This is a genomic window from Candidatus Magnetaquiglobus sp. (assembly GCF_058402785.1).
Genome location: NZ_JBZVFG010000025.1, coordinates 41,979 through 55,230, shown reverse-complemented (window position 1 = coordinate 55,230; position 13,252 = coordinate 41,979). Strand labels below are relative to the sequence as shown.

At 62.5% G+C, this 13,252-nt stretch carries 9 protein-coding genes; all 9 read right to left on the bottom strand.

Annotation, left to right across the window (positions count from 1 at the left end):
• Window positions 1–195 precede the first annotated feature (195 nt).
• The 9 genes from ACV4UY_RS10045 to ACV4UY_RS10005 all read right to left on the bottom strand — a co-directional run bounded on the left by ACV4UY_RS10045 (window position 196) and on the right by ACV4UY_RS10005 (window position 13,071).
• Complete coding sequence (locus ACV4UY_RS10045; RefSeq protein ID WP_491607462.1) at window positions 196–837, bottom strand: VOC family protein; 642 nt, start codon at window positions 835–837, stop codon at window positions 196–198.
• Window positions 834–1,253: an SUF system Fe-S cluster assembly regulator gene (locus tag ACV4UY_RS10040; protein WP_491607461.1), complete on the bottom strand. Its 420-nt coding sequence runs from the start codon at window positions 1,251–1,253 to the stop codon at window positions 834–836. Before ACV4UY_RS10040 ends, ACV4UY_RS10045 begins: the two co-directional genes overlap by 4 nt.
• A gap of 118 nt (window positions 1,254–1,371) precedes the next feature.
• On the bottom strand, window positions 1,372–1,923 hold the full coding sequence (locus ACV4UY_RS10035) for a tetratricopeptide repeat protein (RefSeq protein ID WP_491607460.1): 552 nt from the start codon (window positions 1,921–1,923) through the stop codon (window positions 1,372–1,374).
• Window positions 1,924–2,049: 126 nt separating this feature from the next.
• Complete coding sequence (locus ACV4UY_RS10030) at window positions 2,050–2,850, bottom strand: metallophosphoesterase (protein ID WP_491607459.1); 801 nt, start codon at window positions 2,848–2,850, stop codon at window positions 2,050–2,052.
• Window positions 2,847–7,661: a M36 family metallopeptidase gene (locus ACV4UY_RS10025; protein WP_491607458.1), complete on the bottom strand. Its 4,815-nt coding sequence runs from the start codon at window positions 7,659–7,661 to the stop codon at window positions 2,847–2,849. Before ACV4UY_RS10025 ends, ACV4UY_RS10030 begins: the two co-directional genes overlap by 4 nt.
• A gap of 300 nt (window positions 7,662–7,961) precedes the next feature.
• Window positions 7,962–9,089 (bottom strand): anhydro-N-acetylmuramic acid kinase, encoded by a 1,128-nt coding sequence (locus ACV4UY_RS10020; RefSeq protein WP_491607457.1) that lies wholly within the window; start codon window positions 9,087–9,089, stop codon window positions 7,962–7,964.
• 361 nt (window positions 9,090–9,450) lie between these two features.
• On the bottom strand, window positions 9,451–10,086 hold the full coding sequence (locus ACV4UY_RS10015; RefSeq protein ID WP_491607456.1) for a PqiC family protein: 636 nt from the start codon (window positions 10,084–10,086) through the stop codon (window positions 9,451–9,453).
• Complete coding sequence (locus ACV4UY_RS10010) at window positions 10,083–11,831, bottom strand: PqiB family protein (RefSeq protein WP_491607455.1); 1,749 nt, start codon at window positions 11,829–11,831, stop codon at window positions 10,083–10,085. The genes ACV4UY_RS10015 and ACV4UY_RS10010 overlap by 4 nt, the downstream gene beginning before the upstream one ends.
• Complete coding sequence (locus ACV4UY_RS10005) at window positions 11,818–13,071, bottom strand: paraquat-inducible protein A (protein ID WP_491607454.1); 1,254 nt, start codon at window positions 13,069–13,071, stop codon at window positions 11,818–11,820. The genes ACV4UY_RS10010 and ACV4UY_RS10005 overlap by 14 nt, the downstream gene beginning before the upstream one ends.
• Window positions 13,072–13,252 lie beyond the last annotated feature (181 nt).

Genomic DNA, 13,252 nt, shown 5'->3' with positions numbered 1-13,252 from the left:
GGGAGTCGTTTCCGTTTTTTGGAAACGACTCCCGTATTTTGCACGCAGCCTTGCGGAAAACGACGCATCCCATGATGGTTGCGGTTTGGACAAGATCCATTCCACATGATCGCTCGCCCAAGCCCCGGCGTCAATCCCCGACCGGAAACGAAGAAACCGACTGCCACCCTGGTTCAGCCAATCGGGCAAGGGGGGTCAGGATGGGTCCGACATCTCCCGAAAGAGCGACTCCGCCAGACAGGCCATTTCGGCATCGTGGGTCGGTCGCAACCCCTCGAACAACTCCTTGCCCTCACCATCGACCACGATGCGCTCCTCCGGCAGAATCGGCACCGGTTCCGGCCACTGCCCCTCCACCGGAGCGCTGACCTGACACAACCGCGCCCCTTTCTCGTCCCGCATCACCGGGTTGGTGGTCAGGTCCAAACCCGGCAGATGCCAGGTGAACTCGACGGCGATACCGTTGGGATCATAAGAGTAGATGGAGTAAAAACAGCCGTGGTCAATCACGTCGGAGACCGGAAAGCCGGCTCCGTCGAGCTTGGCCATCAATGTCCACAACGCCTCCCTGTCGTGGACGCCGATGGAAAGATGGTCGAATCCGAACGGACCCCGCACCGGTTGACCGTGACGCTTGAGCGGAATGGCGGCCACCTCCTCCCACTCGAAGAACGAAATGTAGCCGCTGCCGTGAATGTGAAAGAAGTACTGACGGTAACCGGGTTGCCCGTAACAGTAGACCAGCGGCATACCGAGCAGATCACGCCAGAAACGGGTGGTCAGGGTGATGTCGCGGGTGGCGAAGGCCGCATGATGAATGCCCGTGTAAAAACTCATCGTTCCTCCTGATCGGGTTGGGCGATCAACTGGGCCAGGGTGGTCTCCTCCAGGAGCGCGCGGACCGATCGGTCGATGCGTGCCCAGTGGGTTCGGGACAGACAGGCGTCATCCAGGGCGCAGATGAAATCACTCCGACAACAGGGCGTCAACAGCACCGGATCCTCCATGGCGAGCAGTATCCGCGCCAAGGTGATGTCGGCGGGCGAACGAGCCAGAACGAATCCTCCCTGTCGCCCCTGACGGGAACGCACCACGCCGTGCAGGGCCAGCATCCGCAACACCTTGCGGATCGTGGCCAAGGCCAGGGGAATCTCCTTTTCCAGGCTGGCCGCGGAACGGGCCCGCTCCGGTTCCAGGGCCAGCCGGGTCAGGATCAGGACCGCGTAGTCGCTCAAACGTTGGATGCTCAACATGGTGCCTCGTCCGCCAGGGATGAACCGGTTTGATGACGCCTGAGGGATTTCGCGCCGGGCCTCCCATGGCCTTCCCTGGCCAGGTCTAAAGAGGGAAGCCCGGCGCGAACCGACAAACTCACGCCGCCTGTCGCAACCGTTCGATCTCCTCGGGCGGCAAAAAGAGTTGTGGATAGTCGCGATCTCCGTCGAGCAGCGCCTGGGAGGCATCGAACTGGGTTCGGATCATGCCCAGGGCATCGCAGAACCCCTGCATCGACGCCTCGCCCTGCATCAGGGCCTTCTTCAGATCCCGATCCGCCTCCTCCGCGTGACCACGCGCCAGATGGCAGTAGGCTCGCAGCAGATGGGCGATGCCGTGGTTGGGTTGAATATCGATCGCCGCGTCCAGATTGACGATGGCATCGGCGAAACGCTGCATGCGACCAAACAACGCCCCGCGCAACAGATAGATCCGGCTGTTCTCGGGATCGATGCGCAGCGCCTGTTCGCAATCCGCGAAGGCGGCATGATACCGTTCGGCGCGCAAATGGCCCACCGCGCTCCTCATCAACCACCGCAGCGTGATTTGATCCTCGCCCAACAGCGCATTGGGTCGTGCCATCGGCTCCCGCATCGCCGGGCCGGCGGTCATGGCGGCGTTCTCAATCGAACAAAAGGGTCCGTTCATCGATCATGCTCCTTGCATGGAAATGGAATTCATCGGACGGTGATGTACCGTTTTGCTAATTGAGACTAAAATGGTATCAATTTGGTTCCAGAAAAAAACACGTTCAGCCACGCACGCAACGAACGACTACAACCGCCACTCGAAGAACGGCAACTCCGGGCGGGCGCCGAAACGGAGCGGAATCACCGACATGCCGACGCCGCGCGAGATGTACATCGGCATTCCCGGATCGCGACACCAACCGGCCAGACAGGGATGGTTGCGGTTGAAAAACGGGAGGAGCACGATCTGACCCCCATGGGTGTGGCCGGAGAGCATCACCCGATCGGTCACCACCTTCTCCCTGGCGGGCACCATGGCGATGGTGTCGGGATTGTGGGCCAGGATCAACATCGGACCCGGCCAGGTCGGATGTTCGGCCAAGGCGCGCTCCCAGTTCGGGCGACCCAGGCGGGCATCGTCCAGACCGACCACCAACAGCGACTGCCGCTCCTTTTCCACCACGAGCGCGCCATTGACCAGCAGCGTCACTCCGTGTTGGGCGTGAAACCTGCGCAACTCCACCTTGTCCAGCCCGGTCCAGTACTCCCAGTTGCCCAGAATGGCGATTTTTTTCGAACGGTTGTCAAGTTTATCCAAAAATTTTCCCAACTCCGGCAGTTTGTCGCGATGGGACAACTGATCGCCGGTCAGCACCACCAGATCCGGCTTCTCCTGGTTGATCAATCCGATCACCCGCGCTTCGATCTCCGCGCCGCCGCGTACGTGCAGATCGCTCACCTGGGCGATACGCCATGTCACGGCGGATTCGGCGGTTTTTCCGAAGCGGTGGCGCGTCACCTCCAGATCGCCGGATTCGTCGTTGAGATAGACGAACAAGCCGACCAGGATCATGAGCAGCAACAGTCCATGAACCAATCGTATCATAACGGGCTCCCCTGGGTGCGACCGGCCACCCCCACGGCTTTGAGATAGGCGTCGATCGCGTCCCCATCGGGACGACACCCCGAGGGATCGGCCAATCCAGAGATCAAGGCATCACCCCGGAATCCGAACAGGTGGCGCAGGATCATCACGCCATCGCTCCAGGGATCCACCACCCCATTGCCATCCACGTCCAAGAGCGGTCGGGCGGCGATCAGCAGCGTATCCAGAACCGTCGGGTCGGAACGGGGGGCCACGGCATCCACCGCGCCGGTCAACAAGGCGCTTCCGCGCGTTCCCGTCAGGTGGCGCAGGATCAACAGGCCATCGCTCAACGGGCGGACCGTCCCGTCGCCATCGATATCCCAATCCAGCCCCGCGGCCACGAAGGTGACCGGTTCGGGGATGAACCGTTCATCGGCCTCCGGATCGATCACGCTCACCTTGAAGGGGGTGCGGGTGTTCAAGGGGGTAGCGCCGACCATGCGGAAGGTCAGGGCCAGGCTCGCCCCCTCGCCCAGCACCGTCCCGGCGTAGGTCACGCGAATCCGTTGATCGGTGACCGGATCGCCATCCAGATCCGGGTTGTCCGCTTCCAGGCTCACCACCGGTTGCGTGCCGGATGCCAACACGGGCGGTTGCCAATCGACAAAAGCCATGCGCGTGCCATCGAAATGAAACGTCAGACCCTTTCCGGGCAGACGCCGACCCCCATCCGAACGGGTATGGGCCAGGCGGATGCGCACCAGCTCACCCGGCACCACCGGGTGTTCCGTGACCGGAGGGGTGAGGTGGATCAGCGTCATCCCATCGAAAACGCGCGGATCCGTGCCCCGTTGGGACTCCACCCGATTGGTCACCCCGTCCCCGTCGCTGTCCAAGGCGGCATCGCTGGCATCGAAGGGATCGAAGCCGTGGGCGATTTCGTAGGCGTCCGGCATGCCGTCGTTGTCGTTGTCCGGATCGCACCCATCGCCGATTCCGTCCCCATCGCGATCCGGCTGGTCCGGATTGGCCAGGTCCGGGCAGTTATCGACCGCATCCGGCCAGCCGTCCCCATCCCGATCCGGCTGGAGCGACCCGGCGCGCGCCACCACCAGCAGGTTGATCCCGGCCACATTGCCTGCCGTCAGATCGACTCCCTTGGCCGCCGTGCCGTATACCAACGATGCCGGCTCGCCACCGATCTGGTCGCCCCAGTCGCCGTTCCAATATTTTTGCGAGGTCACGCGCGGATGATAGCCATCCACCGCCGCGAGGCCAGGGATCGAAAAGGCCAGATCCTGACCATCGCCGGTCAGATCCACCCCCGCGGTGACCGTCGATTGCGTGGAGCGGGCCTGGAGATGGATCGTTTCGCCGGCCTTCACCCCGCGCACGATGCCGCTCATCACCCGACCCGACCCCTGGCTCGTGCCGCCGCACACCCCGGCATGGGCCACCGCCGCCGTGAACGGCAGGTTGGAAAGGTTCTCGAAGCGAAGGTCGCGGATCATCCAGCCGCGTTCGCCCACGAGCGTGTCCGTGGCGACCCGGAACCGCACCCGGATTTCGTGATCGTTGTAGGTGGAGCCCAGATCCGCGGTTTCGGTGATCGTGGCCGGATAGCCGGCGCTGGTGCCGCCGAACGCCGGACGGTTGTAGAGCGCCGAGATCTCGGAAATGATCTTGCCGGTATAACCCGGCGTGAAGCTGTGGCCCAGATCGTTCCAGGGCCCGCCATCCACGCTGATCTCCACCACCCCGCCATCCCACTGGCCGTCCGAATCCTTTTCAAAGGCGTACCGGTGGGTGAAGCGCATGCGCAGCGATCCGCTGGCCGCCACCCGCAAGGGGGGTGAGGTGAGGGTCAGGTCGCTGGGATGGTCCGCATCCGCGACCGCCAGCCAGCGCACGCCATCCGCTTCGCTCAGGCTCCAGACTTCGCCCGCCTGCCCGGTGATCGCCGCCGTGTTCCAGTCGTGGACCGGATAGCTCACGGTATCCTGACGGAAGGCGGCGATTCGGTCGTGATTGACCCGCCAGGAGAGGCTGTCCGCCCCGATTCCGGAGACATTCACCTCGAAATCGGGCACGAACCGCAACCGTTCCAGGGTCGCGGCGCTCTTCAAGGTCACATCCAGGGTGCCGGTGACCGTATTTCCAACCCGAATCGCCGGAAAGGAGATCACCCCGTTGTTCGACAGGGTGGCATCCGCGCTGGTGGTGAAGGCGGCGGTGAAGGGGGTCGAGGTGGCCTTGCCGTCGTTGCGCAACGTCACGCTCAAACGGGCCGTTTCGCCCGGATCGAGAATCGCGTCGCCATCGCATGAATCGGCGTTCGGCACCAGGGTCGCGCTCACCAGGCTGATCGGCTGATCCGCGTCAAAGCTCTCCACCACGCCGGAGTGGTTATTCGAATAGCGGGATGGCGATACCGCGTCGATCCCCAGACCACGCCGGGCGAACGCGGCCTTGGCCAGTTTGTGATCAGACGCGTCCGTCACCTTGATCACCGCCAGCAAGGCATCCCGCGCCTCGGTGAAGGTGGGGTCGGTGCGGGTCAATTTCAGCGCGGCGACTAGGTAGTGGATCATCCGACGGCGCGCCTCGACATGGCTCAACCGTTCCGAGTCGCGCAGCAGCGCGGCATACACCTCCCACAACGCGGTGGCCCAGATCTCGCCGGCGTTGTGCACCTCGGAGTTCTCCCGATTGGATTTTTGCACCGGATGGGTGGTCGGCAGGGAGACGGAATCCTTGATGTGTTGGAAGGTCAGTGCATTCCGGGTGAAATCGATGGAATAGGGCACCCGCCGGAGTCCATAATAATAGGGTTGCTTGTCCGGTTCGTTGGAGTACGAATAGGCGGCGATGGCATAGGTGCCGCGATAGGCCTGTTCTCCCGTTTCGGGACGCACGGCCAACAGCAGGGACACGAAATCCGACCACCCCTCGCCCAGGCTCGACCCTTGATTGTTGTTCAATCCCGAGCCGTTGCCGATCAGGCGTTCGGTCAGATAGTGTCCCCATTCGTGGGCCACCACCAGGTTGTCCAGGGCGCCGTTGATGTCCGGGTTCTGGATCCGGGCGATCTTGACGTTGACGGTCGCGCCCGAGGCGAGTTGATTGTCCAGGATCTCCCCATCCGATTTGAACAGAAACACCGACGGGATGGTGATGGCGCTGTCCGTCCCCTCCATGGTGAAGAGTTCGTCGATCCCCTTCTGATCGATGATGATCACCCCGATGGCGCCTGCCGCCTGAGCGAACCGGACCTTTTCCGTGAACAGGCAGAGACCCCGATGGATGATCACGATCCGTCCGCGCAGCGCATCGGCGTTGGTGGGGGTCTGGCAGCCGTCGCGGATCGGATCCACCCCATCCTCGAGTCGCGCCAGCGTGCCGCTGACCGAATAGTTCGAAGGTCCGAATTCGGCGTATTCGATCTGGGAAAAGGTCATGGCGATGGGCTGCGTGATCTCCAGCAGCGGGTTTGTCGATCCGCTCCACAGGGCCATCAGCATCCGCGGCGAACTCCCATCCGCGCCCACGATCATGCTGGCATTGTCGCGATCGGTGGAGAGATCGCTCAGGGTGGCGATCATCGGATCCCCGTCCGCGCCGCCGCGACCGTGGTTGCTGGCCTGGCCATTGCCCGCCGACTCGTTGAACCCCAGGTCGTAGAACAGGTCGTGCAGATAATTGATCGTATAGAACAGTTGCACCAGTGCGGCGTTGAGCTGGGAGGGGGTTTGGATGGGTCCTTGATTCGGGTTGAAGCGGTGATCGAAAACGCCGGGGCCGGTCACCGGGGCCCGTTTATTTTCCAGGGCCTGGTTCAGGGCAAAGCCGGATACGGATGCGACCACATCCGCATTGTTGCCGATGGTGGCCGTGGCGGTCTCCGGCAGCCAGGGATCGGCGGTGGAAATCGGGCCGTTTTGCAGGGTGATGAGATTTTGCGTCACCGGGTCGGGCAGATAGGGTGGGGAGGTCGGCGCGCCGGTGGGATTCGGGATTCCCTGGGTGCCGTTGGGATCGTTCATCGGTGCGTGATCCCCGTCGGTCTGGGCAAAGACCCGATAGCCAAACGAACTGTGATGGCGTTGATTCTTGTCGAACAACAGGCTTCCGTCTCGAGCCGACACCACATACAGATGGGCATCCAGGGTGTTGCGGTCAAAGTCGCCGGCGCGGATTTCGATGGCGTAGGCAGGCGTCAGTTCGGTTTCCGTGGGATAGAGAACCGTCTTGACCCGTGCCGGTTCCCGCAGGCGGTATTCGGCCTTGGAAAAATCGGCGCTGTAGTATTGATAGCCATTTCTTTCATCGACTTGGATCCAACCATCCACCGGTTCGGTACCGCCCATTTTCCGGAACGCGTTGTCCAGGGCTTGATCGGCTCCGAGGGAGAAGCGTCGATCCGGGGGCACGGGTGGAAGGGGGTGATCGCCGCTGCTCGCGACCTGTTCCAGGGTGCGGTCGAAAAGCAGATTGGTCTCGTGACCGAACACCTCCAGGCCATCGACCTGGGCATTGGCCTTGACCACGATGGGGCCGGAGCCGATGTCGTGGATATGGCGGATCACCGGTTGGACCGGTCCATCCGGTGGGAAGGTGTGTGTTTGGCGCAGTTGGCGTTCCGCCACGGCGCGGATGTCGGTGGTTGGGGTGGCGGATGGTGTCGGGGTGGTTGGTGTCGGGGTGGTTGGTGTCGGGGTGGTTGGCGGCAAGGGGGCGGGTGTTGGGATGGGGTGCTCTTCGGGCGCGAACCATCGGACTCCGGTCAGGAGGGCTAGGAGAAGGGCGAGGAGGAGCAGCGAACGTTTCATGCTTTGTTCAAGCCGTGCAAAGGGGCGATGAGTCCGGTTGCCGGGGTGCGCCGAGGGGAGTCCCGGAGTCGCCTTCGGCGGCCCGTTTGTTTCTGGCCATGTTCGCGGCATCGTTTTGCAAAAAACGCAAAACGATGCCGCAGCCGAGGCGACGCGCAGCGTTTTTTCGCAAAAAACGCGAAGAAACGCTTTTTTGAAGAGCGCGCTAAAAAACCAAAATCAAAAGCCAAACCTCGGAGGCTCTGCCTCCGAACCTCCGCCGGGGACCTTGCGGTCCCCTGTTCCCTGCAAGGATCAAACCTATCTCACCGTCACCGGATGAATCGCCCCCAACACCGCCGGTATCTCCGCCCCGGTCGCCCCCGTCACCGAAGAGGTCAACCCCCGCAATGTCCGCACCGCAAACCACGCAAACGCCTGCGCCTCCAACGTGGAAACATCCACCCCCAAATCCTCGGCATCCGCAATCCGCGCCAACGGCAACCTTTGCGCCATCCCCTCGACCAGGGCCGGATTGCGCGCACCACCCCCACACAGAATCATGCGCTCCGGATAGGGCGGCAACAACCGACAGGAAGCCTCCACAACCGACTCGACGGTGAATCGGGTCAAGGTGGCAAAACCATCATCCCCGGCCAAATGCGGAAAACGGGCCAAAAACCGCTCCAACAACTCAGAACCGAACGCCTCCCGACCCGTGGATTTCGGAAACGGTCGCGCCAGATAAGGATGGGCCATCAACCACGCCAACGCCTCGCCATCCACCCCACCCCGCCGCGCCGCATCACCATTCCGATCCACGGCACGCGCACCACCGTTCAAACGGGTGGCCAACAGATCGAGCAACGTGTTGGCCGGACCCGTGTCCCCGGCGATCAACGGCGCACGCTCATCACCCGCCAGAGCGGTCACATTGGCAATCCCACCCAGATTCACCACCGCCACCCGCTGTCCGGGACGGGCAAAGAGCACCTGGTGAAACAACGGCACCAACGGCGCCCCCTCACCACCCCGCGCCAGATCGGCGGGCCGGAAATCGGCCACCGTCACCACCCCGGTGCGCGCGGCGATCACGAACGGGTCGGCGATCTGCAAGGTGAAATCCGGAGGACGATGCCGCACCGTTTGACCATGGGATCCGATCACCGCCACCCGCTCGATGGACAATCCACCCCGCTGGCAGACCCGCAAGGCCGCCTCCGCGAAACGCCCACCCAATTCGCGATGCAACACCCCCAAACGGTCGATCTCGTTTTCGCCGGGTTGATACAACGCCAGAATCCGCCGATGCAGATCCTCCGGGTAGGGGAGATGCAGATCCGCCAACACCCGCGGCGCCCCGACCCCATCGGTGCGCACCAGCACCGCATCGATACCATCCGCCGAGGTTCCGGACATCAAACCAATGGCAATCCTTGCCTCATCCATCCTCAAACAGGCCTCCCAACCCTCGGACGAAACCCGCGTTGCCGATTTCGCCACGATTCTTTATGGTGATTACTTTGTCAAACGGTTGTCAATTCGCGAATTGTCAAAAATTGTAAGAGGCTGTTTGGTGATTCCATGAATGGAATCACCAAACCTGCACGAAGCGAAACAATCGATTCGTGCTTACGAAGCTGACGTTTTGCAAAAGACACCAAACGACTCAGCTTCCAAGGCTGCGCGCAGCGATTTTCACAAACTTGCATGATGGGGGGAGAACCCCCTCACCCCCCAACCGTGGAGACTCCGTCTCCAAACCTCTGCCGGGGAGCTTCGGCCCCCGGTCCACCGCAACGTTTTGCTCTCACCGTCCCCCCTTGCTCCCACCCTTTCCCCGCGCCTGAATCACCCCACCGATCTCCCGCGCCCACTCCGCCAACGCCTGACTCATCGCCTTCACCGACGCATCCTGATCATCCGCCCGCTCGGCCCGCTTGACAATCCGCACATGCCGGGTCTCCAACTGCCCACCACGCCCATCAAACAAAATCCATCGCGCCTCCAAGACCACCTCTCCCGCTTCGTCCGGTTCGAACCGGTGAATGCTCGTCACCACCCGAAAATCAGGCTCACCCTCCGAACGACCCGGCAACAACGTCACCCGCTCGGAATTCAACAGTCGCCCCAGATTCTCCATGGTGACCCGCCCGATGTCCTCCTTCAGATCACCACCCCACTGGTTCATCCGCTCCAACTGCAAACGATTGCCACCGGCACGGGTCACCATCTCCGGACGGTTGAGATACTGGGGAATCTCCACCGGCTCCAACTCCACCACCAGGCCGGCCTTGCGATCCATCCCAACCCTCCCCTCCTCCTGGCCGATCTGGGCGGTCAACAGAAAAAATCGGGTCGGCGGCGACCCCGGACCCGCACAACCGGCCACAATGCCCAACACCACCACCAGAACCGAACCCGTAACCAACAAACCCCTTTTCATCGACGTACCCCCTCCTTCTCCTTGCCGAATAGCAGGGATTCGGGCTTGCGCTCCAATAAATCAATCAGACTGCGCACCGAACGGGCCGCGGCAGCCAACTCCCGCACCGCCTCCACCATGCCGTAATGCAACGGCGCCTTGGGCCCGATCAACCCATCCACCTTGGTCAACGTCTCCTCCAACTGTTGCAACGTGGCGGTGGCCGCGCCACTCGCCCCCTTGACGCCGTTGGCCATGGGCTCAACCTGTAGATTGAGGTTTTTCAACAAATTGCGCGCCTCGGTCAAGGCCGCCGTGGCGGCACGGATCGTCTCCATGGTCTCCGGGGCGTTGACGGTGCGGTTGGTCCCCTTCAAGGTCTCATGCAACTCCCTGCCGATCCCCTCCAAAGGCAACGATTGGATCTTGTCCAGAAAACGGGTCACCGAGGCGGTGATCTCGTCCAGACTGGTCGGAATGGTCGGCAACTCGGGATGAAGATTCTGCGTGCCCCCCACCAGATTCATCGGCGCGCCGGGATGGAGATCCAACTCCACGAACAACTGCCCGGTGAGATAGCTGCCGGTCTTGAGCTGGGCCCGCATCCCGCGTTTGACCAGGGTCTCCAGAAACTCTCGCGGCGAGTCGTGGCGAATGGTTTTCACCCCGCTGGTGGAAAACTCGATCACCCGCTCCGGCTCGATCTGCACCAGCACCGGAATGCGGAAAAGGGTCTCCTGGAAATCGTACTCCAGACGGATATCGGTCACCTTGCCCACCTGAATGCCACGAAACTCCACCGGCGCCCCGACGCTCAAACCCCGCACCGAACCCTTGAAATAGAGCACGAAGGTCAGCTTGTGGGTGTAGGAACCCTCGGTGACCGCGCTTTCGTTCTTGTAGAGGGGGAAACGGGTGTTCTCTGCGGCGAAGGTGCCGGATTCGAGGGACTCCGGAGTGTCGAAGGTGATGCCACCCACCAGAAGACGGGTGACGGAACTCGAACGCAACCGGAATCCGCTCGCATCCACCACCAGATCCACCCCGCTGGTCTCCCAGAAATGGGTGGAGTCGCGTACCAGGGCGTTGTAGGGGGCCTGCACGAAGATGGAGAGGGTGATCCCCTTTTTATCCTTGTTCAACTCGTAACCAAGCACCTCGCCCACCTGGATGTCGCGGTAGTAGATGGGAGCGCCCACTTCCAGCGAGCCGAGGGTGGGTGCCTCCAGGATGTAACGGGTGCCGGGCGCGCCGACACGCAGCGGCGGCGGAGACTCCAGCCCGACGAACTCCCGCTGGGACTCGCCCTGACCCGGCTCCATCTCGATGTGCACCCCGGAGACCAGGGTGCCGAGTCCGGAGATGCCACGCAGACTCAAACGCGGTCGCACCACCCAGAATTTGGCGCCGCTGTTCAAGAACAGCTCGGTGCCCTTGACCAGGGCGGCATGCACGCGCACATGGGTGAAATCGGGACTCAACGTCACCGAATCGACCACCCCGACCTCGACCTCCTTGTGTTTGATGCGCGTCTTGCCGGCCTCGATCCCCTCGGCGCTCTTGAAGGTGAGCACCACGCCGGGTCCGGCCTCGGACCAGGTTTTGTAAACCAGCCACGCGCCGACCAGCATCGCCACCAGCGGAATCAACCACACCAGTTGCAGATTGCCCCGTTTGGTCTCCACGACGGCCAGGGGAATCCCGGCGTCGGCGCTCGCACCGTCGGTTCCGGAAAGGGGGATGCGCGGGGAATCAGGAGTGCTCATGCTTGGACTCGTTCAAGGGATCCCAGATCAATCGGGGATCGAATACATGGGTGGCCAACAGGGTCAGGACCACCACGGCGGCAAAATAAGAGGCGCCGATGCCTGGCTTGATCTGGGCCAGAACACCGAAATCGACCAGGGCCGTGAGGATCGAGACCAGAAAAACATCCACCATCGACCAGTGACCAAACACCTCCAGCACCCGATACAGGGCGATGCGATCGCGACAGCGGGTGGTGGAGCGGTTCCCCACCGTGACCAGCAGGAACATCAGCACCACGATCTTCATCACCGGTGCCACGATGCTCGCCACGAACACCACCAGCGCCAACAGCCACATTCCCCCCTCGATCAGGTGTTTCACACCGCTCAGGATGGTGTCGGGCTGTCCGCGCCCCATGCGGATCACGGTCATCACCGGATAGAGGTTGGCGGGAATGTACAGGATGGTGGCGGCCCACAACAAGGCCCAGGTACGGTTGCGGCTGTCCGGTTTGCGAAAGTGCCGGCCAGCCCCGCAGCGCGGACACGGTTGGCCATGCGCCTCCTCGGGACGGGCGATCAGACCGCAGACGTGACACTGGATCCAGGTCGCGGCATCGCTCCGGGCCTGCGGAACCGGCGGCGCGTGGGGCGCCAGCCGTTGCCAGACCTGATGGGGATCGAACGCGGCGCGGGTGGCCGCGACCACGATCAGCAGGACGAACAGGGCGAACAGGGCGATGCCCGGCGCCATGCCGGCCATGGAGGCCAGTTTCACGTAGGCCACGAACAGGCCGAGCATGAAGATCCCCACCATCGACCAACTGTTGACCGCCTGTGCCACGCGCAACACCCAAACGCCCTTCCAGGGTCGGCGACCCAGATGCAGCGGCAAGAGCACATAGGTGAGACCGGCCAGCCAAATCAGCGGAAACAACATGCTGGTCAGAAACACCAGCACCGCCAGATCGCTCATCCCCTCGCGCTGCATGGCGGTGACCCCATCCCAGAGGGTGTTGCCCAGGGTGCGCCCGCCGAGCTTCATGATGAGCAGAGGATGAAAAAGGGCGATGAAATAGAAAACCAATCCGCTCACGGCCAGGGCCAGGGGTCGCTCGAGTCCGCCAGGACGATGACGCGCCAGTTCGGCTCCACAGCGCCAGCAACAGGCCACCCCGCCAACCGGCGTGGGTGGCAGGATCGCCGGTCCGCCACATTCGTGACAGAGCGTCCAGTTGTCGTTGTTGATCTTTGTCACGTTTTTTGCGAGTGACTCGATCGGCATGCCTTTTGATGCGGCGTCCATTTTGACTATAATAGTTGCAGGATGGGGGGAGAGAACCCCGAACCCCCGACCGTGGACTCCCTCGCGGGATGTCACGGTATGAGCTGACACCGAATCATGGTGTCCGGATGATTGCCCGGGTGTCGCATGGAAC

Bases quoted from the DNA above. Each gene is read 5' to 3' on its own strand.
- ACV4UY_RS10010 (WP_491607455.1), bottom strand. From the start codon at position 11,831: ATGAGCACTCCTGATTCCCCGCGCATCCCCCTTTCCGGAACCGACGGT.
- ACV4UY_RS10025 (WP_491607458.1), bottom strand. From the start codon at position 7,661: ATGAAACGTTCGCTGCTCCTCCTCGCCCTTCTCCTAGCCCTCCTGACC.
- ACV4UY_RS10015 (WP_491607456.1), bottom strand. From the start codon at position 10,086: ATGAAAAGGGGTTTGTTGGTTACGGGTTCGGTTCTGGTGGTGGTGTTG.
- ACV4UY_RS10020 (WP_491607457.1), bottom strand. From the start codon at position 9,089: ATGGATGAGGCAAGGATTGCCATTGGTTTGATGTCCGGAACCTCGGCG.
- ACV4UY_RS10035 (WP_491607460.1), bottom strand. From the start codon at position 1,923: ATGAACGGACCCTTTTGTTCGATTGAGAACGCCGCCATGACCGCCGGC.
- ACV4UY_RS10040 (WP_491607461.1), bottom strand. From the start codon at position 1,253: ATGTTGAGCATCCAACGTTTGAGCGACTACGCGGTCCTGATCCTGACC.
- ACV4UY_RS10030 (WP_491607459.1), bottom strand. From the start codon at position 2,850: ATGATACGATTGGTTCATGGACTGTTGCTGCTCATGATCCTGGTCGGC.
- ACV4UY_RS10045 (WP_491607462.1), bottom strand. From the start codon at position 837: ATGAGTTTTTACACGGGCATTCATCATGCGGCCTTCGCCACCCGCGAC.